General features: G+C 70.9%; 20 protein-coding genes and 1 tRNA gene. 9 read left to right on the top strand and 12 right to left on the bottom strand.

Translation table 11 applies throughout. The features are described 5' to 3' along the window. The first annotated feature begins 86 nt into the window (after window positions 1-86). The gene (locus tag ACLJN9_RS13195; RefSeq protein WP_410811979.1) at window positions 87-1,217 is read left to right on the top strand and encodes a glutathione-independent formaldehyde dehydrogenase; all 1,131 of its coding nucleotides are present in this window, start codon (window positions 87-89) and stop codon (window positions 1,215-1,217) included. A gap of 131 nt (window positions 1,218-1,348) precedes the next feature. Further along, on the top strand, window positions 1,349-2,137 hold the full coding sequence (locus ACLJN9_RS13190) for a Stf0 family sulfotransferase (RefSeq protein WP_410811531.1): 789 nt from the start codon (window positions 1,349-1,351) through the stop codon (window positions 2,135-2,137). Between the two features lie 315 nt (window positions 2,138-2,452). Here the strand turns inward: ACLJN9_RS13190 and ACLJN9_RS13185 are convergent, their stop codons facing one another. From ACLJN9_RS13185 to ACLJN9_RS13175, 3 genes are all read right to left on the bottom strand, one after another. Then, entirely contained in the window at window positions 2,453-3,262 is an 810-nt protein-coding gene (locus tag ACLJN9_RS13185) for a SigB/SigF/SigG family RNA polymerase sigma factor (protein ID WP_410811530.1), read from the bottom strand. Then, window positions 3,259-4,692 (bottom strand): AI-2E family transporter, encoded by a 1,434-nt coding sequence (locus ACLJN9_RS13180; RefSeq protein WP_410811529.1) that lies wholly within the window; start codon window positions 4,690-4,692, stop codon window positions 3,259-3,261. The genes ACLJN9_RS13185 and ACLJN9_RS13180 overlap by 4 nt, the downstream gene beginning before the upstream one ends. A 69-nt stretch (window positions 4,693-4,761) precedes the next feature. Then, entirely contained in the window at window positions 4,762-5,172 is a 411-nt protein-coding gene (locus ACLJN9_RS13175) for an STAS domain-containing protein (protein WP_410811528.1), read from the bottom strand. Between the two features lie 313 nt (window positions 5,173-5,485). On the opposite strand from ACLJN9_RS13175, the gene ACLJN9_RS13170 reads away from it, so the two are divergent. Both ACLJN9_RS13170 and ACLJN9_RS13165 read left to right on the top strand, forming a co-directional pair. Further along, window positions 5,486-6,211, top strand: a complete 726-nt coding sequence (locus ACLJN9_RS13170; RefSeq protein WP_410811527.1) for a GAF and ANTAR domain-containing protein — start codon at window positions 5,486-5,488, stop codon at window positions 6,209-6,211. Between the two features lie 52 nt (window positions 6,212-6,263). Further along, entirely contained in the window at window positions 6,264-6,995 is a 732-nt protein-coding gene (locus ACLJN9_RS13165; protein ID WP_410811526.1) for a GAF domain-containing protein, read from the top strand. Between the two features lie 85 nt (window positions 6,996-7,080). On the opposite strand, the gene ACLJN9_RS13160 is transcribed toward ACLJN9_RS13165, so the two are convergent. The 5 genes from ACLJN9_RS13160 to ACLJN9_RS13140 form a co-directional block, all read right to left on the bottom strand. Then, the gene (locus ACLJN9_RS13160) at window positions 7,081-7,554 is read right to left on the bottom strand and encodes a DUF3618 domain-containing protein (RefSeq protein WP_410811525.1); all 474 of its coding nucleotides are present in this window, start codon (window positions 7,552-7,554) and stop codon (window positions 7,081-7,083) included. After that, window positions 7,551-7,982: a phage holin family protein gene (locus ACLJN9_RS13155; RefSeq protein WP_410811524.1), complete on the bottom strand. Its 432-nt coding sequence runs from the start codon at window positions 7,980-7,982 to the stop codon at window positions 7,551-7,553. The genes ACLJN9_RS13160 and ACLJN9_RS13155 overlap by 4 nt, the downstream gene beginning before the upstream one ends. Before the next feature lie 48 nt (window positions 7,983-8,030). Beyond that, on the bottom strand, window positions 8,031-8,294 hold the full coding sequence (locus tag ACLJN9_RS13150) for a hypothetical protein (RefSeq protein ID WP_410811523.1): 264 nt from the start codon (window positions 8,292-8,294) through the stop codon (window positions 8,031-8,033). A gap of 205 nt (window positions 8,295-8,499) precedes the next feature. Next, window positions 8,500-9,069, bottom strand: a complete 570-nt coding sequence (locus tag ACLJN9_RS13145) for a hypothetical protein (protein WP_410811522.1) — start codon at window positions 9,067-9,069, stop codon at window positions 8,500-8,502. A 150-nt stretch (window positions 9,070-9,219) separates the two neighbouring features. Then, a complete protein-coding gene (locus tag ACLJN9_RS13140) occupies window positions 9,220-9,468 on the bottom strand; it encodes a hypothetical protein (protein ID WP_410811521.1) in 249 nt (82 codons plus the stop codon). 521 nt (window positions 9,469-9,989) lie between these two features. On the opposite strand from ACLJN9_RS13140, the gene ACLJN9_RS13135 reads away from it, so the two are divergent. Then, window positions 9,990-10,289, top strand: a complete 300-nt coding sequence (locus ACLJN9_RS13135) for a hypothetical protein (protein WP_410811520.1) — start codon at window positions 9,990-9,992, stop codon at window positions 10,287-10,289. Window positions 10,290-10,418: 129 nt separating this feature from the next. Here ACLJN9_RS13135 and ACLJN9_RS13130 read toward each other — a convergent pair. Beyond that, window positions 10,419-10,494: transfer RNA gene (locus tag ACLJN9_RS13130), tRNA-Arg, on the bottom strand. Between the two features lie 158 nt (window positions 10,495-10,652). On the opposite strand from ACLJN9_RS13130, the gene ACLJN9_RS13125 reads away from it, so the two are divergent. Continuing rightward, on the top strand, window positions 10,653-11,360 hold the full coding sequence (locus tag ACLJN9_RS13125; RefSeq protein ID WP_410811519.1) for a hypothetical protein: 708 nt from the start codon (window positions 10,653-10,655) through the stop codon (window positions 11,358-11,360). Window positions 11,361-11,467: 107 nt separating this feature from the next. On the opposite strand, the gene ACLJN9_RS13120 is transcribed toward ACLJN9_RS13125, so the two are convergent. Both ACLJN9_RS13120 and ACLJN9_RS13115 read right to left on the bottom strand, forming a co-directional pair. Then, window positions 11,468-12,610 carry an alpha/beta hydrolase gene (locus tag ACLJN9_RS13120; protein ID WP_410811518.1) on the bottom strand — a complete coding sequence of 381 codons (1,143 nt, stop codon included), beginning with the start codon at window positions 12,608-12,610 and terminating at the stop codon, window positions 11,468-11,470. 146 nt (window positions 12,611-12,756) lie between these two features. After that, window positions 12,757-13,197: an HPF/RaiA family ribosome-associated protein gene (locus ACLJN9_RS13115; protein WP_410811517.1), complete on the bottom strand. Its 441-nt coding sequence runs from the start codon at window positions 13,195-13,197 to the stop codon at window positions 12,757-12,759. Window positions 13,198-13,502: 305 nt separating this feature from the next. Between ACLJN9_RS13115 and ACLJN9_RS13110 the strand changes: the two genes are divergently transcribed. From ACLJN9_RS13110 to ACLJN9_RS13100, 3 genes are all read left to right on the top strand, one after another. Then, complete coding sequence (locus tag ACLJN9_RS13110) at window positions 13,503-14,270, top strand: single-stranded DNA-binding protein (protein ID WP_410811516.1); 768 nt, start codon at window positions 13,503-13,505, stop codon at window positions 14,268-14,270. 354 nt (window positions 14,271-14,624) lie between these two features. Continuing rightward, complete coding sequence (locus tag ACLJN9_RS13105) at window positions 14,625-15,626, top strand: cobalamin biosynthesis protein (protein WP_410811515.1); 1,002 nt, start codon at window positions 14,625-14,627, stop codon at window positions 15,624-15,626. After that, complete coding sequence (locus ACLJN9_RS13100) at window positions 15,623-17,164, top strand: cobyric acid synthase (RefSeq protein WP_410811514.1); 1,542 nt, start codon at window positions 15,623-15,625, stop codon at window positions 17,162-17,164. The genes ACLJN9_RS13105 and ACLJN9_RS13100 overlap by 4 nt, the downstream gene beginning before the upstream one ends. Before the next feature lie 48 nt (window positions 17,165-17,212). On the opposite strand, the gene ACLJN9_RS13095 is transcribed toward ACLJN9_RS13100, so the two are convergent. Then, a complete protein-coding gene (locus ACLJN9_RS13095) occupies window positions 17,213-17,614 on the bottom strand; it encodes a rhodanese-like domain-containing protein (RefSeq protein ID WP_410811978.1) in 402 nt (133 codons plus the stop codon). Between the last annotated feature and the right edge of the window lie 92 nt (window positions 17,615-17,706).

The following is a 17,706-nucleotide window of genomic DNA, read 5'->3' as shown; positions in this document are numbered from 1 at the left end:
TCGTTCTCAGGACGAGATGGTCGAAGCCGGTTAGCGTCGTCGTTGTCGCACGAATCGAGCAGACACGGGAGAGCGCGTTGAAGGCAGTGGTGTTTCGCGGGCCGCGCACATTGGCCGTCGAGGACGTCGACGACCCCCGGATCGAGGCACCCAAGGACGCGATCATCAAGATCACGACCACGAACATCTGCGGTTCCGACCTGCACCCCTACGAGGGCCGCGTCGAGCTGGACGCCGGCATGGTGTTGGGTCACGAGAACATGGGCGTGGTGGTCGAGGTCGGCGACGGGGTCGACCGGGTCGCGGTGGGTGACCGGGTTTCCGTGCCCTTCAACCTCGCCTGTGGCACCTGCCGCAACTGCGACGAGGGATGGACGGCGGCGTGCCTGCGGGCGAACCCGTCCGGTAACCCGGGGGCCGGCTACGGCTACCCGGAGATGGGCCCCTACCGGGGTGGACAGGCGGAGTACCTGCGCGTGCCGTGGGCGGACTTCAATCTCCTCGAGCTACCGGCCGGTTCCGAGCACGAGTCGGACTTCGCGATGTTGTCGGACATCTTCCCCACCGGCTACCACGGCACCGAACTCGCCGGCGTCGCGCCGGGTGACGCGGTGGCCGTCTTCGGTGCCGGCCCGGTCGGTCTGATGGCCGCGTACAGCGCGGTGCTGCGCGGCGCGGCCCAGGTGTTCGTCGTGGATTTTCAGCCGGACCGGCTCGCCCTGACCGACCGGATCGGGGTCACCGCGGTGGACGCGTCGAAGACCGACCCGGTACAGGCGATCATGGATGCCACCGACGGATTCGGCGTCGACTGCGGCGTGGAGGCAGTCGGCTACCAGGCCCACGACCCGTCCGGCCAGGAGCACCCGCACCTGGTCCTGGACAACCTGGTCCAGGTGGTACGCGCCGCCGGCCGCATTGGCGTGGTGGGTGTCTACGAGCCGGAAGACCCTAAGGCGAGCACCGAGGGCGCCAAGCATGGCCGCTACGGGTTCGACTACGGGCAGGTGTTCACCAAGGGCATCGCCATCGGCTCCGGGCAGTGCCCGGTCAAGCGGTACAACCGACAGCTCCGTGACCTGATCATTCGAGGGCGTGCGACGCCGTCGTTCGTCGTCTCGCACGACCTGCCCCTGACCGACGCCGTGGAGGCGTACGACAAGTTCGACCGCCGGGTCGACGGCTACACCAAGGTCCTGCTGCATCCGGGGCGGTGACGACGCCGCACCAGCTCCAGGCTGCGCCGGCGTCGTTGGACTGGCCCGAGCTGGGATGCGTGTCCCACGCCAGCGCCACCACGGGCGCAATTCCGTTGCGGAGGTACCGGCGTTGCGGTTGTCTGCCGGGCATGCCGGATCCCATCGATCGCGTCGACTCGTACCTGATCTGCGGTACTCCCCGCACCGGCAGTTCGCTACTGCTCGGGTTGTTGGAGTCCACCGGTGTCGCCGGCCGTCCGCAGGCGTACTTCCGCTCACCTGACGAGCCGCGGTGGGTTGATCGCTGGCAGATCCGCCGCACCGCCGAGGGTGGCTTCGACTACGCGGACTACGTGCGGGCTGCGCTGGCCACCGGCCGGACGGACAACGGGGTGTTCGGCGCGAAGCTCATGTGGGGGACCCTGGAGGAGGTCGTCGACAAGCTCGCGCGGGTCTACCCGGATCTTGCCGGCAACGACGTCGCACTACTGAACCGGGCCTTCGGCCGTACCCGCTTCGTCTTCGTGCGACGCGACGACGTACTGGCGCAGGCGGTGTCCTGGCTGCGCGCGGAGCAGACGGCCCGGTGGTTCGTCGGCGGCAACGGGGAGATCGGCGGCGACGCCGGCAACGGGCAGGTGCCCCGCTTCGACGCGGCCGGCATCACGGACATCATCGAGATGATCAGGGAACACGACGCGGCGTGGGAGTCGTGGTTCGCCGCGTGGGGGATCCGACCGCTGGTCGTGCGCTACGAGGAACTCGACACCGACATGGTCGCCACCACGCGGCGCATCCTCGACTTTCTCGGGCTGGCCCTGCCAGCGGGGCGCACCATCGTTGCCCGGCATCAGCGCCAGGCCGACGACCTCAACCGGCAGTGGATCGACCGGTACCGCGAAGAGACGGCCGACAGCCGGGACGACCCGCCGGCCTGAGGTGGTGTGGCTCACGCCCGTGCTCACGCTGCCGTGGGTGGTCGACGCGCTGAGCCGCGCGACCGCACCGTTCCTTCTCGTCGGCGGCACCGCCGACAAGCTGTGGGACGGCGGCGCTGCCCGCCGGCTGTCACCCCCACGTGCTCGAGGTGCCCGACGCGGACCACGGGATGTACGTACCGGGTCCGCTGACGGATTCGATCGGGGTGCTCAGCAGGGTCGTGGTCACCGTGCAGGAGTTCCTGGACGAGATCGACTGGCCGGGTTGAGTCCAGCCAGGCCGCCCTGGGCCTGCTCCCGGAGACGACGCCCTCCTCAGCGGACGTCGTCAGCGAGGCGACCGTGCAGCCTGGTCAGGGCTTTGCTGATCAGGCGGGACACGTGCATCTGGGAGATGCCGATCTGATCGGCGATCTGGGCCTGAGTCATGTTGCCGTAGAAGCGCATGATGAGGATTTTGTGTTCACGGTCGGGGAGGGCAGCCATCGCGGGGGTGAGGGAAACGCGCAGGTCGACCAGTTCGTAGTCGCGTTCGGTGCTGCCGAGGGTGTCGCCGAGTTCGGTGGTGGTTTCCGTGCCGAGCGGGGTGGACAGCGAGGTGCTCCGGTAGGCGCGCGCACCTTCGATGCCCTCCAGGACGGCCTCCTCGGTGACGCCGAGATAGGTGGCGATGTCGGCGACCTTCGGGGAGCGTCCCAGCGTGTGGGTCAGGGTGCTGTTCGCCGCGCTGATCGCCATGCGGAGTTCCTGGAGGCGGCGGGGCACCCGGACCGCCCAGGCGCGGTCACGGAAGTACCGCTTGAGTTCACCGATGATGGTCGGGATGGCGTACGCCGTGAAGTCGACGCCCCGGGTGGTGTCGAAGTGGTCGACGGCCTTCACCAGGGCGATCACGGCGGTCTGGGTCAGGTCGTCGAGCTGTTCGCCGCGGCCCGCGTAGCGCTTGGCGAGGTGGTTGGCCAGCGGAAGCCACGCCTCGATCGCGTGTTGCCGCATCTCCGCCCGCCGGGGATCGCCGGTCGGTGTCGCGGCTATCTGCCGCAACAGGTCATTCCCGCCGGAATCGCTGTGGCGGCTCGGCCGGCTTTCGGGATGTGACGCGGCCGCTGCGCGAATGGTGGTCACAGCGCGTCCTTTCCGGTGCTGCTGGTGGCGAACGGCTGCTGATCGGTGTGCGCGCGTGCCTCGTCGGTCGGGTCGACGGAGGTGGCGGCGGGTGGCGGTGCGGTCGGGTCGGCGCGCTGGTCGGCGTGGTCGGCTGCCTCCTCGACCTCGGCCTGTTCGTCGTCGGTTGGCGTGGTGCCCGGTGACGTCCGGTCCGGGGTGGGTTCGCCGTCGGGGTGATGAGCCAGGTAGCGGATGGCGGTGTTGAGCACGGCGAGCAGCGGAACGGCGACCAGGCCGCCGACGATGCCCGCGACGACGACGCCGGTGGCGATCGCGAGGATCACGGCGAGCGGGTGCAGCGCCACCGCGCGGCCCATGATCAACGGCTGGAGGAGATGCCCTTCGACCTGTTGAACAGCGATGACGACGCCAAGAATGATCAACGCGCTGACCGGCCCCTCGGTCACCAACGCGACGAGGACGGCGACCGCGCCGGTGACGGTGGCGCCGACCACCGGAATGAAGGCGCCCAGAAACACGAGCGCGGCCAGGGGCAGCGCGAGGGGAATGCCCAGCACCGCGAGACCGATGCCGATACCGATGGCATCGACGAGCGCCACCAGAACGGTGGCGCGCACATAGGACACCAGGGTGTGCCAGGAGTAGTGCCCGGCCCGAGCGGTCGGAATCCGCGCGGCGCGGGGGAGCAGCCGGCAGAGGAAGGCCCAGATCTGACCACCGTCCCGCAGGTAGAAGAACAGCGTGAAGAGGACGAGGAAGAAGCCTGCGGCAACCTCACCGACGGTGGCGGCCGTGCTGAGCGCACCGGACGTGAGCGCTGCCTGATTGTCGGTGACCGACGCCTGGAGGCGGTCGACGGCGTCATCGAGTTGGGTCTGGGACAGATGCAGCGGGCCCTGCGCCAGCCAGGTCTGGACCTGGTCCACGCCTTCGCCGACCTGCGTACCCAGATCGTCCAGTTGCGAGATGAAGGTCCGCACGATCAGCGTCAGGCCACCGAAGACGACCGTCAGCCCGGTGATGAGGACCAGTACGGCGGCCACGGAACGGTTCACGCCCCGCCGACGCAGGGCCGCGGCCATCGGCTCGAGGAGCGCCGCCAGCAGCAGAGCGATCACGATGGGAATCACCACCACGCGCAACAGGCCGACAACCCGGATGAGCAGGTACGCCGCCGCGATGAACAGGATGATCCGCCAGGCCCACGCGCCTGCCGTGCGTACGCCACGAGGAAGGCCGTCATCGACGGTGGGTGCCTGCTCCACGACCATGACCGGCGTGGTCGCGTCCTGGAGGTGTGCGCCCGCGGTGAATGGCGGCGGCTCCCAGCCCCGCCGGGCCACGGCGAGGCGGTTTCGCGCCCTACGCCGGGCGGTGTCGACCCAGGTGGTGCCCGGATCCTTGGTGTCAGAAGGTGGTACAGGCATCAAAACTCCTCGAAATGAGGTGCGTCGATCAGGCGCATCGGTGCACGGAGGGGCGACCGGGGGGGTGAGTCAGCCGATACGACCTGGGGCGGGCAGGGTGATCGGTCGTACGGCGGTGCGCGGTGCCCAGTGACCCGACGTCGGCAGGTCGCTGCGCAGCGTCGCTATTCGCGTCATGTTCGTCACCTGTAGCAACCGACGGGTGTTGACCGTGGGGCGGCAGACGACCAGTGCGGAGCTGTCCGGGAGGGCGCGATGCACCCGGACCAGAAAATTGGGCAGCGTGGAACAGGCGAAGGTGACATCGGCCAGGTCGACGACGACCTCGGTCGGCGCGCTGGCGGACAGGCGGTCGACCACGCCTGACAACGCCGGGCCGGCCGCCAGGTCGATCTCACCCGCGAGGCAGACCAGGGCGGTGGGTCCGCCGGGAGCGGCCAGCACGGTGATGACGAAATGCTCGCCGGACATTTGGGCCATGGCCACACCTCGGCATGATTCGACTCATGCCGGGGGCTGGGGCAACGGCCAGCAACAGGCCGTGCCCCGGATGCTACCGCCTGGTTACCCGTTGCGCGAACGCTGATTTGATCATGACGGCCAGAGTTGGCCATGCGTTGCAGTCGATTCGGGGTTAGGGTTGACCAACCGGCTCTGCGAGTCTTGCTGCCCCAGCCCTCGGCGGCACCTTATCTGGAAGGTGTCGCTGTGCCGCATTCGCATCTCGTGATGTCCTGGTGGCCGTCGCCGCCGTGCTCGACCTCCGGTGCCAGTCGTGACGTCGGTGCGAGTGATGGATGACCGCGCCGACGTCATCAGGAACCTCATCCTGCGGAATCCCGCCGGATCTGGCGAGAAGGAGGGCCTTCTGCGGCAGGTGTGCAGTACCGCCGCACAGGAGTTGTCAGCGTCCGGGGCCGGGATCAGCGTGATGACCGAGGGCGGGGTCCGGGGGGCGACCGCCTCGTCCGACCCGGTCAGCGAGCGCCTCGAGGAGTTGCAGTTCATGTTTGGTGAGGGACCCTGCATAGACGCCTTCGGCAGCCGTCGCCCGGTGCTGATCTCCGATCTCGGTGACGTCGTGGCCAGCGCGGGCGGTCGTTGGCCGTTCTACGCACCCGCCGCCCATGCGGGAGGTCTCCGCGCGGTGTTCGCGTTCCCGCTGCAGATCGGCGCTGCCCGCCTGGGCGTCCTGGACGTGTTCCGGGACCGCGTCGGCCCGCTGACCAACGGGGAACTCGCCGACGCCCTCACCTTCGCCGACGTCACCGTGACCGCCCTGCTCGACCGGCAGGAGCGGACCGGCGACAGCGGTATCGACGACATCTACGACGACGCGGCCGAGTACCGTGCGGAGTTGTTCCAGGCTCAGGGCATGGTCATGGTCCAACTTGGGATCACCCTCGGTGAGGCGATGATGCGGATCCGGGCCTACGCGTATGCGGAGGATCGCCGCCTCGGCGATGTGACCCGAGACATCGTCGCCCGCCGGCTGCGATTCGACCGCGACGAGCGGTAACCCAGGTTCCTATGACTGTGTGTGTGAGGGCCGGACAAGCCGGGAGGCAAGGATGACCATCGTTTCAGCCGAACGGATGGCGACGATCTTCGTCGAGGTCGCCGACACCCTGGTGGACGACTTCGACCTGATTGACTTTCTACAGATGCTGACTGATCGGGCGGCCGACCTGATTGACGCGGCTGCCGTCGGACTCGTCCTCGCTGACCAACACGGTCGGCTCGAGTTCATGGCGGGCTCGAACGAGAACGTCAAACTCGTGGAGCTGTTCCAGATACAGACCCACGAGGGCCCCTGCCTTGAAGCTTTCCAGACCGGCGTGCCCGTCATCAACGTCAACCTGAGCGCAGCCGCTGACCGTTGGCCCCGGTTCGCGCCCCGCGCCAACGCGGCGGGCTTCCAGTCGGTGCACGCGTTTCCGCTACGGCTGCGCAACCAGGTGATCGGAGCGTTGAACGTCTTCGGCGGCACGAAGGGCGGTGACTTCGAGGACGCCGACGTGCCCGTCATGCAGGCCCTCGCGGATGTCGCCGCGATCGGGCTGCTGCAGGAACGCGCCATCCGACGCGGCGAGCTCCTGACCGAGCAACTGCAGGGCGCCTTGAACAGCCGCATCGTCATCGAACAGGCCAAGGGCGCGGTCGCGCAAGCCGCCGGAGTCGACGTCGACGAGGCGTTCGTCGTCATCCGCAGCTACGCCCGGCGCCACAACCGGAAACTGACGGACGTGGCCCATGCCTTCCTCAGCGATCCCGCCATGCTGGCCCAGGTCCTCTACGCCTGAGGCGGCGCGTCGTCTCATCGGCCCCTGCGACCGGGCACCTCATCGTCGGCCCCGGACCCGAATCACGTCAGCGTCTGCGTGATGGTCATCGCCACCGACGGCGCCGGACGGCAACGACCGCGAGGGCGGCCGCGGTGCCTGCGATCGCGAGGACCGGTCCGGGTTTTCCGCGCACCGAGCTGCCGATTCTTGTCTTCGCTGTGCGGGCGCTGCTGAGGAGGGCCGACTCTGCCTTGCCGGTGGCCTGCGCGCTGGCATGAGCGGAGTCGTCGATCGCTCTGGTGGCCTGCTGTGCCTTGTTCATGATCGGTCTGGCGCGCTGGGATGCCTTCTGGCTCATCGCGCGGGCGAGCTGGGTCGCGCTGGTCTTTGCCGACTGGCCCGCCTGGGTGACGCGCTGGCGAAGCCCGCCGACGGTGGTGGTGGCCTTGGTGCGCGCTCGGCCCTTGACGTCGGTCTTGGCGCTCAGAGCGGCTACGGTCTCGCTGAGTTCCGTGCGGGTCTGCTGGATGTCGCGCCTCGTCTGGTCCGGGTCGTTGCTTCCCGACGGCGTGCTCATGGTTGCCTCCGACTCGCTGCGTCACGGACCGCCTCGGTGTCGGCTCGTACGCTGTCCCTGGTCGCCGTGGGCGTTGCCGGCATGGCGCTGCTGACCTGTTTCCTACCGCGCTGAGCCACGATGGCGGCGGCGATGGCCAGGATCACCGTGACGATCAGGGCGGCCACCGCGTCGGGCATGATCGCTGCCAGGGCCAGCACGATCGTGACGACGGCGGTTCCCCCGGCGAAGAAGCCGAGCATGGCACCACCACCGAGCAGCCCCGCACCGGCGCCCGCGCGCTTGCCCTTCGCGGTCATCTCCGCCCGCGCCATCGTCAGCTCGTCGCGCACCAGCCGGGTGATCTGCTCGGTGGCGCGCTGCACCAACTCGGCGACCGGCGTGTCAACAGATGCCGCGCGGGGGCTGTCGCTGGGACGTTCTGCCATGAGCAACCTCATCTTTCTCGCTCGAACCGCCCGAAGACGCTGATCGGGTCAGCTGTGATGCGCCGCCGCCGTGCTCGTCGAGGTCTGCTGAGGGCCGTCGATACGCCCTCCCAGGGACGGAGCCGAGCCGCCGCCGAGTTGCGCAGCGACATCACCCGCAGCGAAGCCGTCTTCCTGCCGACGGCGACGCAGCGTCAACGTGCCCGCCGTGCCGGTCAGCGCCCCGGCGGCGAAGGCAAGAATGAGCGCGCGCCGCGCCGTGGACTTTCGCCGACGTGCCATGACCTTCTCCTGAATCCATCGTGCCTGCATAGTCCTGATTGTCGGGCTCGGCCGGCGGGGCCACGTCGCTAATCGACAAACGCGCATGCGCACCGATCAGACGTGACGAGAGGGGCCGCGACGATCGTCGCGGCCCCTCTCGCCGTCCTGACAGGTCACATCGATCAGAGTTCAGCGGGCAGGCCACCGCCGATGCCACCACAGACGTCGTCGACGGCCTGACCCGGCGGGAGGATCACCGGCTGCGACCGGTCACTCGGCCCAGCCGCGCGCCGATGCCGCCGAGCATCTGACTGGGCCGTTGCTGCTCGCCCTGCTGGGCACCGAGGGTCACGATCACCGCGGTCAGCGCCGGGGTGGCCCACTGCAGGATCCGCTGCTGGCGCTGCGCGGCTGCGATGTCCCGCGGAGTAGCCGACGACGGATCGGTGGCGCCGTCGGTGGGCACCGCACCCCCGCGGGCGATGCGTGCGCCGAGCAGCCCGCTGTAGGCGGTGGTGGCGACCGCGGCGAGGGTCAGCGCCGTCTTGACGGCGGTGTTGGCGGTGACACCGGCCTGGGTGCTGGCCCGGCGCCGATTCGCGATCAGCAGACCAGCGCCACCGATCAGGTGCGCGCCGATCGCGGCAGCGGAGACCGGTGCCCACTTGGCCCACCCCGCCGACGCGACCTGGGCGCGTTCGTCGGGGTCGTTGACGGTCCGGGAGGCCCCGTTGAGGCCGACCGCACCCATCAGGGATCCGCCGAGCCACAGAGCGGCTCCGACGTCGTGCAGGCTGCGGATTACGGTGTGACGCTCATTCATCGTTTCCTCCGTATGTGGACAGGGCGCGGTGTGCGTTCGAGACAGGAAGCCCTCGTGGTGATGGGTGATCGCCGAACGTCCGGACAACTGGCCCGTACGCGGCACGAGATGTCAGCTGGGCCTGTGCTGACGGTCATCAGTGGTGGTCGGTTATCGTCCGGCGCGGCGGGCCGGTAGCAGCAACGATCCGTGCGTCAGGTGCCGGTGGAACCCGACTGTCGCGCCGGCCATCGCGATCACGTAGCCCACGACCGCCATGGAGGCGTCCAGCGCGGACATGCCCCGACCCCAGGCCACGGGCACCGCCGCGATCAGCGCCGCGATCGGCACCAACAGGAAGATCCACAGCAGCACCAGCGAGCCCGTCGCCTGGGTGCCCTCGATCAGTGGCTTCGGCACGGGCCGGCTCACTCCGGCGGAAAGGGCGTACGTATCCGTGCCTCACACCACTCGCCTTCCGAGTGATCCGACGATCATCGAGCACCGAGGCGGGAAGTCCACGCCAACGGGTGACGATCACGAACCGTAGTACGGGGTTCGGGAAGGCTGCGAAGTCTGGGCAGCCGGCCGCCGGACGATGCGGTACGACGCACCGTGCTGGCGACACAACCAAAGAGGTCGATCGACCTCGATAGAGAGATGCCCGTCAGTCGCGCCGCCAAACAACCACAGGCGCGACGGCGGCGTGTCGTACGCCACTGTCCCCGCTTGGGGTCGACATTGATGTTTGCCCGATTCGCTGCAGGGCAGGTAAGGCGACAGCGCTTCACCGCGTCACTGCGGACACCAGCGCTTTCGGCAGGTCACCCGGCTTCCGTGACCAGCACCAAATTCTTCGATGCCATACGGCATCCGTGCCCACGGCTGGCGCAGAACGGAATTTTCTGCTCGCCTGGGCACATCAGATACAGGAGCTTCACATGACTACGTCCCCCTCCACCTCGCGCGGCGTCAACACGACCGACTCCTCGCCGCGTCGCCTGCACGACGAGACCAAGCCGGCGTTCAAGACCACCGAGTTCATCGCGTACGTGGTAGCCGTCCTCGGCGTGCTGATCGCCTCCCTCGTGGTGGACGGCAACGGCAACGGCGACAACGGCGCCGCTGGCGACTTCTTCCGCGCCGACCGCGCGTGGCTCTACGTCGTGATGCTGACCATCGGTTACATGGTGAGCCGGGGCTTGGCCAAGGCCGGCAGCCGCTCCGCCCACAACGTCTGATCCTCGCGCGATCCCGCTGCCCGGTCTCTGCTTCAGGGACCGGGCAGCTGTGCATGCTGCTGTGCCCGGCCCGGCGCGAATCCCGCCGACCGAGGCGCGGCGGGGATCAGTCATTCGGCTGATAAGAGGTGGTGCGCCCGGCAGGATTCGAACCTGCGGCCTTGGGATTAGAAGTCCCCTGCTCTATCCGCTGAGCTACGGGCGCGTGGCGTGGATGTCGCGCCAAGAGGGTACCGCCGCCCCGCCGGTCGGCGGCGAAAAGGGTGCCCGCGTCCACGTCGCCGAGCAGCGTCTCACGGAGGTGGGACAGCCGGCATCCGGGTTCCCGGGGACCGCCCTGGCGCTGGACCGTACCCTCGGCTGGTGCTGCTGGACCCCGACGCCGAGAACGACGTCGCCTACGAGCTGTGCCAGATCGTCGGCCGCGCCATCCTGCCGTACCGGTCGTCGGACGCCGTCGACCAGCGCTTCGGCACCGCGTTCTTCTATCAGGGCACCGACGACCCGGTGGGGGAGTCGCTGCTGACGGCGGCCGACCTGGTCGGCGTCCAGGGTGGGGAGTTCGGCCTTCGGGCGAGTGTCACCGAGCCCGCCGGGGTCGCCCCGGCCGCCGTCGCGGAGGGCGACATCAGGCCCGGTTGGGCCCGCTTCCCGGGCGACGGCGTCGCGGTGCTGCCCACCGCCGGGCTGCACCGCTACGCCGGCGACGGCGGCTGGCGGTGGCGGGTGCAGCAGGTTCCCGCCGGGATCGCCGCCGGGCCCGAGGTGGTCGCCCGCCTCGGCGCCGCCGCCACTTCCGCCTTCGTGCTGGCCCACGGGGTACGCGAGGACGGGTCGCGCCCGCTGGAGGTGGCCATCGAGCGGGTGGTCCGCGACGGCGACGCCGTGGGAATCACCGCCGAGCTGCCGCCGGGGTATGTCGGGGCGCCGGTCTTCGTCGTGCAGGCCGACGCGACCGGGGAGATGTCGCCGTACTGCCTGGGCCTTGTGCTGCCCGGCGTCGACGGTCACCCGGTCGCGACCTTCGACCGGATCCGGGCCCTCCTCCCGCCGACGGCCAGCGACGTCTGAGACGCGCCCGGCCTGCCGGCCCGGCGAGGTGTGCCGCCGTGGTCGGCGTCAGCCCGGCCGCCGTCACCTCGGCCGATCGTCCGACGGCCGTCGTCGCCTCGGCGGGGTCAGTCGCCGGCTGTCGTCGCCTCGGCCGATCGTCCGACGGCCGTCGTCGCCTCGGCCGGATCGTCCGCCGGCCGTCGGCTCTCCGGCGGCCGACCTTCGTCGCCGGTCGAGCCGGCGGCCGGTGCGGTGGGGGTGGGCGACGAGTCGTCGATCGAGCCGGTGTCCGTCGGGGCAGCACCCGCCGGGGCGGTGGGGCCGGCGGCCAGGAACGCTTCGGCCCACCGGCCGACCTCGTCGAAGACCTTTCGGCGTACGGCGGGGCCGGAGAGCGTGAGGTCGTGCAGCCCGCCGTCGAAGCGGGCCAGGGTGACGTGCCGGCCGAGCCTCGGCGCGTACCGGACCATGTGCTCGACGTCCAGGACGGCGTCGGCCAGGGTGGCGTTGTCGTGCCACCGGGTGCCCCGGAAGGAGCGGGTCGAGCAGGCCAGCAGCACCGGCACCGGGATGTCCAGCCCGGCGCGCAGCCGGCGTTGACCGGTGCGGATCGCGTTCAGCCAGCCGGCTCGGACCGGGAACCCGGCCAGCGGTTTCCACGCCAGGTCGTAGGTCCACTCGCCGCGGTGGTCGGCGTGGATGCTCTCGCCGTACACCGTGCCGAGCCCGAACGGCAGGATGCGGTGCGGCGCCCTGCGGCCCAGCCGGGAGACGGCGGCCGCGAGGGGTCGGCGCACCGCCCAGGGTGCGTTCAGGTCGAAGAAGGGGCTGTTGAGCACGAGGCCGTCGACGGTGCCGGTGTCGCGGCGGGCGTCCGCCCAGAGCGAGATGATCAGGCCGCCGGTCGAGTGGCCCATCACCAGGAGGGTGTCGTGCCCGTCGTCCCTGCGGATGATCGAGGCGGCGGCGTCCAGCTCGGGGAAGTAGTCGCTGATGTCCTGGCAGAAGTTGGGGGTCTGGTGCGGGAGCAGGCTGCGACCGTACTTGCGCAGGTCGAGGGCGTAGAAGTCCCATCCGCGCTCGGCGAAGAAGTCTGCCAGGTGGGTCTGGAAGAAGTAGTCGACGAACCCGTGCACGTAGAGCACGGCCCGCCCGGTGGGCCGCTCGGCCCGCCGCCGCACCAGGGTTGCGACGACCGGCCCCTCGTCGTCGGTGCCCAGGTCGATCGTCTGCCGCTCGTACGGCGGCCCCAACACGTCCGGTTCCACGACCGCGACGGTACGCCGGCAACCTACCCAGCGGTAGCCCCGCAGCGCCGTACCCCGCGATCTCGCACGTGCCGCCTCCTCGTGGCGCACGAAAGGCGCGGCAAGGGGTTTCCCAGGCGCAAGATCGCGGGGTTGGCGGGGTGCGGTTACGCCGTCTCGGCGTCGGTGCGGGACGGGTCGGCGGCGGGCAGGGCCTCCGCGTCCTCGGCCGGGTCGAGGTCGACCTGCGGCTGACCGACGTCGCGCAGGTGCTTGTTGTGCCGCGGCTCCTGGCGGGTCTTGGCGTCGTTGAGTCGCCGGCGCAGGTCGTCACGGACGTCGTTGAGCGCGGCGTGCAGGTCCAACTCCGCAGAGGTGGTCACGATCTTCTGGCGGCCGGCGATCCAGCACTCCAGGGTGACCTTCTGGCCCCGGGCCTCCCGGTCCTTCACCGACACCTCCAGCTCGGTGGCGTCCGCGTGGAAGCTGGCCAGCCGCGCGTCGAGGGTGGCGAACTGCTCGGCGATCCAGTTGCGGTCGCCCTGGGAGAACCCGGTGCCCACGCGCAGGCACTCCGCCACGGTGGCCGGGTTCGCCACGGCGCTCATCGCCGCGCCTCGGAAGCGGTTGCGGAGCCGATGGTGGTGATCATCATGGCGCTGACCTCTCGTCGACGTGGAGCTGTCGGTGTTGCGTTGATCAAATCCATACCCAGTTCGGTCGGCTCCGGAAACCGCCGTCGACCGTTCGGGCTGGTCGGTCGTACCACAGAGAGATGTGATCAGGGCGTTGTCCACAGGTGGCTTCGTCGTCCACAGGCCGAGGTGGGGTGCTGGCGGCGGTGCTGGGCGCGGTCCAGGCTCGGTGTCGAGTCGACTCGCGCTGGCAGGCCCCCGATCCCCCTGGAGGGACGATGTTCGACACGTACGTGACAATTGTCGGGAATGTTCTGACGGTGCCCGACTGGCGCCGCACCTCCCAGAGCAACACCCTGGTGGCCAACTTCAAGGTCGCGTCTACCGCCCGCCGGCTCGACCGGGAGACCGGCCGCTGGGTCGACGGCAACTCGCTCCGGGTCCGCGTCAACTGCTGGCGCAAGCTCGCCGAAGGCGTGGCGGCCTCGGTGATGGTCGGGGACCCGGTGGTGGTCTGCGGCCGGCTCTACACCCGCGACTGGACCGACGACGCCGGCAACCACCGCACCCTCTACGAGTTGGAGGCCGTCGCCGTCGGCCACGACCTGTCTCGGGGGCGGGCCCGATTCCTGCGCAACCGGCCCAGCATGTCCACCAGCACGGTGGACGACGCGGACGCGGAGAGCCGGGTGCACGGAGAGCCCACCGAGCCCGTGCCGGCCGGGCAGGTGCCCGTCCGGCCCGACGGCCGTCCGCTCGACGAGGACTTCGAGCTGTCCGACTACGGCACGACGTACGCCGGCCCTGCCGTCGGCCTCGGTGCGCGGAGTGGGGACTTCGACGCCGAACTGACCCTCCCGCTCGACCCGGACGACGACGACCCGGACGGCGACCCGCAGGGCGACGACCCGGACAGCGTCGACCCGCGGAGCGACGACCTGGACGGCGAGTTGGGTGACGAGTTGACCCCGGTGCCTGACGAGGCCGAGCCCGCGCCGTCGGGCCGGGGGCGGCGTGGCAGGGGGCGGGTCCCGCAGCCGGCGTGACCCGATGCTCGCCCCAGCCCCGGCATCCGCGGACGGCGGCCAGGGCGGCGGCCGGGCCGGCCGTACCGGTATGGATACCGCACTGACGGTCGGCGCTCCGGCGGCACACCACGACGGGGGCGGGGTGGCGACGCGACCGGCGTCGTCACCCCGCGTGAGGAGGGCGAGTTTCGCGTGGTCCGGCCGGGCTCGGGGGGCGCGGCCGAGCGTCGCCTGCGACGACCGACCGGGGGCGAACCTCGTCCAGGCCGGCCGCACCCGGGGCGGCCGAGCCTCGCCCGCGCCGAACGAGGATCGCGGCGGCCACGGTCTCCTAGGGTGCTCGTCTAGGCTGGCCGGCCGGGGGTGGTGCGCGTGCGACGGACAGCGCCGGTGGCGAACGCGGTGGGGCTACTGGCCGGCTACGCGCTGGACAGGCTTCTCGGCGATCCACGCCGGTGGCATCCGGTGGCCGGCTTTGGGCAGGCCGCCGGGGCGTTGGAGCGTCGTCTCTACCGGCCGGACCGAGCGGCCGGTGCGGCATTCACCGCACTGGCCGTGGGCGGGCCGGTGCTGCTCGGAGCGGTTGTCGCGGCAGCCACCCGGCACCGGCCGGTCACCCGGGCGGTGCTCGTGGCCGCCGGCACGTGGACGGTGCTGGGCGGTCGCACACTGCGGCACGAGGCCACCGTGATGGGGCGGAAGCTGCGCGACGGTGACCTGCCCGCCGCCCGCCGACGCCTCGGTCACCTCTGCGGCCGGGACCCGTCGACGCTGGACGAGTCGGAGTTGGCCCGCGCCACCGTCGAGTCGGTGGCCGAGAACACCTCCGACGCGGTGGTCGCCCCGCTGGTCTGGGGTGCGGTCGCCGGCCTGCCCGGCCTGCTGGGCTACCGAGCGGCGAACACCCTCGACGCGATGGTCGGGCACCGGTCGGCGCGCTACGCCCGGTTCGGCACCCCGGCAGCCCGCCTGGACGACCTGCTGAACCTGGTGCCGTCCCGACTGACCGGGCTGCTCACCGTCGCCGTCGCGCCGGTCGCGAACGGTGACCGGGACCGCGCCTGGCGGGTGTGGCGACGCGACCGCAACGACCACCCCAGCCCCAACGCCGGCCAGTGCGAGGCGGCGATGGCCGGCGCTCTCGGCGTCCGCCTCGGTGGCCACAACGTGTACTTCGGACGATCCGAGGTGCGCCCGTTCCTGGGTGACGGCCCCCGCCCCGAGGCGCGGCACCTGAAGCGGGCCGCCCGGATCTCCGGCGCCGTCGGCCTGGCTGCCCTCGGGCTGGCCGCCGCGTACCCACTGACCATCGGACGCCTGGCCGGCGCCATCGGGCGGCGCGTCGTCAGGGCGAGGCAGGGGAGCGGTCGATGAGCGGCGGGTTGCTGGTCGCGGGCACCACCTCCGACGCCGGCAAGAGCGTGCTCACCGCCGGCATCTGCCGCTGGCTGCACCGGCAGGGCGTGAAGGTGGCGCCGTTCAAGGCACAGAACATGTCGAACAACTCGGCAGTGGTGGTCGGGCCGGACGGGCGCGGCGGCGAGATCGGCCGGGCCCAGGCCATGCAGGCCGCCGCGTGCGGGCTCGCCCCGGATCTGCGCTTCAACCCGGTGCTGCTCAAGCCGGGCAGCGACCTGGCCAGCCAGGTGGTGCTGCTCGGCGAGGCGGTCGACACGATCACCGCCGGCACGTTCCGGCACCTGCGTCCCCGGCTCGCCGAGACCGCGTACGCGGCGCTGGCCGAGCTGCGGGCCGCGTACGACGTGGTGATCTGCGAGGGCGCCGGCAGCCCGGCGGAGATCAACCTGCGGACCGGCGACTACGTCAACATGGGGCTGGCCCGGCACGCCAACCTGCCCACGATCGTGGTCGGCGACATCGACCGGGGCGGGGTGTTCGCGTCGATGTTCGGCACCGTGGCGCTGCTCGACCCGGCCGACCAGGCGCTGATCGCCGGCTTCGTGATCAACAAGTTCCGGGGTGACCTCGGCCTGCTCCAGCCGGGGCTGGACATGCTGCGTCAGGTCACCGGTCGACCCACGTACGGGGTGCTGCCCTGGTCACTCGACCTGTGGCTCGACGCGGAGGACTCGCTCGCCTACGGCCGGGTGCTCGGCCGCCCGGCCGCCCCGTACGGCACCGAGTGGCTGGACGTCGCCGTCGTCCGGCTCCCCCGGATCAGCAACGCCACCGACGTGGAGGCGCTGGCCACCGAGCCCGGCGTGCGCGTACGCCTCACCGTCGAGCCGGCCGAACTGGCCGCCGCCGACGTGGTGGTCCTGCCCGGCTCGAAGTCCACCGTGGCGGACCTCGCCTGGCTGCGCGAGAGCGGCCTCGCCGACGCGGTCGTCGCGCACGCGGCAGCCGGCAAGCCGTTGCTCGGCCTCTGCGGTGGCTTCCAGATGCTCGCCCGAGCCATCCACGATCCGGTGGAGAGCCGCCGGGGCAGCGTACCGGGCCTCGGCATGCTGCCCGTCGAGATCACCTTCGACCCCCGCAAGACGGTCCGCCAGTCCGTGGGCACCGCCGCCGGGGGTCTGCCGGTACGCGGCTACGAGATCCACCACGGGTACGTCTCGCACACCGACCCCGCCCTGCCCCCGCTGCTCACCGATCTGGACGGGGTCGGCGAGGGTGCCGTGCTCGGGGTCGTGCACGGCACGCACTGGCACGGCGCCTTCGAGTCCGACGGCTTCCGCCGCTGGTTCCTCACCGAGGCGGCCCGACTGGCCGGCCGCAGCGGATTCCGGGTGGCACCGGACACCGCGTTCGCCGCCGCCCGGGAGCGCTCACTCGACCTGCTCGGTGACCTGGTCGAGGAACACCTGGACACCGCCGCCCTCTGGCAGCTCATCGAGGCGGGTCCACCTCCGGGGCTTCCCTTCGTCCCACCCGGCCCACCACCGGCCTGACCGGGCCGACCGGGCTGACCGGGCTGACCGGGCTGACCGGGCCGAGTGTCAGAGGCGGATGTCGGCGGGGCGGTCGGTGGTGGGAAGGCCAGCGGCGAGCCACGCGTCGACGCCGCCGATCATGTCGGTCGCCCGGCGCAGCCCGAGGGTCTGCAGGCTCGCGGCGGCCAGGCTGGAGCTGTAACCCTGTCGGCACACCAGCACGATCTCCCGGTCGTACGCGGTGGCCTCCGGGATGCGCCAGGCGCTGGCCGGATCGAGCCGCCACTCCAGCACCGTCCGGTCGATGACCACCGCCCCGGGCAGATCGCCCTGCTCGCGGCGCTGCACCTCGGTACGGGTGTCGACCAGCAGCGCACCGCCGCGGACCGCCTCGACGGTCTGCTGCGGAGTCAGTCGGTGCAGCCCGGCACGGGCCTGTTCGAGCAGGGCGTCAATGCCGGGGCTCATCACGTCTCGGAGCACCACCCGATCATGCCGATTCGGGTGCGTGTGCGACGGTGAACGGGGCGCGCATCACCCGTCGTCGCCCCAATTCCCCC

This window comes from Micromonospora sp. 067-2, assembly GCF_046549295.1.
GTDB lineage: Bacteria > Actinomycetota > Actinomycetes > Mycobacteriales > Micromonosporaceae > Micromonospora.
This window is presented reverse-complemented; position numbering and strand designations above follow the sequence as displayed.

What these genes read in the sequence shown, in the direction of transcription:
- ACLJN9_RS13180 (WP_410811529.1), bottom strand. Translation starts at nt 4,692, where the DNA reads ATGCCTGTACCACCTTCTGACACCAAGGATCCGGGCACCACCTGGGTC.
- ACLJN9_RS13135 (WP_410811520.1), top strand. Translation starts at nt 9,990, where the DNA reads ATGACTACGTCCCCCTCCACCTCGCGCGGCGTCAACACGACCGACTCC.
- ACLJN9_RS13160 (WP_410811525.1), bottom strand. Translation starts at nt 7,554, where the DNA reads ATGAGCACGCCGTCGGGAAGCAACGACCCGGACCAGACGAGGCGCGAC.
- ACLJN9_RS13100 (WP_410811514.1), top strand. Translation starts at nt 15,623, where the DNA reads ATGAGCGGCGGGTTGCTGGTCGCGGGCACCACCTCCGACGCCGGCAAG.
- ACLJN9_RS13095 (WP_410811978.1), bottom strand. Translation starts at nt 17,614, where the DNA reads ATGAGCCCCGGCATTGACGCCCTGCTCGAACAGGCCCGTGCCGGGCTG.
- ACLJN9_RS13190 (WP_410811531.1), top strand. Translation starts at nt 1,349, where the DNA reads ATGCCGGATCCCATCGATCGCGTCGACTCGTACCTGATCTGCGGTACT.
- ACLJN9_RS13165 (WP_410811526.1), top strand. Translation starts at nt 6,264, where the DNA reads ATGACCATCGTTTCAGCCGAACGGATGGCGACGATCTTCGTCGAGGTC.
- ACLJN9_RS13150 (WP_410811523.1), bottom strand. Translation starts at nt 8,294, where the DNA reads ATGCAGGCACGATGGATTCAGGAGAAGGTCATGGCACGTCGGCGAAAG.
- ACLJN9_RS13170 (WP_410811527.1), top strand. Translation starts at nt 5,486, where the DNA reads ATGGATGACCGCGCCGACGTCATCAGGAACCTCATCCTGCGGAATCCC.
- ACLJN9_RS13175 (WP_410811528.1), bottom strand. Translation starts at nt 5,172, where the DNA reads ATGGCCCAAATGTCCGGCGAGCATTTCGTCATCACCGTGCTGGCCGCT.
- ACLJN9_RS13110 (WP_410811516.1), top strand. Translation starts at nt 13,503, where the DNA reads ATGTTCGACACGTACGTGACAATTGTCGGGAATGTTCTGACGGTGCCC.
- ACLJN9_RS13115 (WP_410811517.1), bottom strand. Translation starts at nt 13,197, where the DNA reads ATGAGCGCCGTGGCGAACCCGGCCACCGTGGCGGAGTGCCTGCGCGTG.
- ACLJN9_RS13145 (WP_410811522.1), bottom strand. Translation starts at nt 9,069, where the DNA reads ATGAATGAGCGTCACACCGTAATCCGCAGCCTGCACGACGTCGGAGCC.
- ACLJN9_RS13155 (WP_410811524.1), bottom strand. Translation starts at nt 7,982, where the DNA reads ATGGCAGAACGTCCCAGCGACAGCCCCCGCGCGGCATCTGTTGACACG.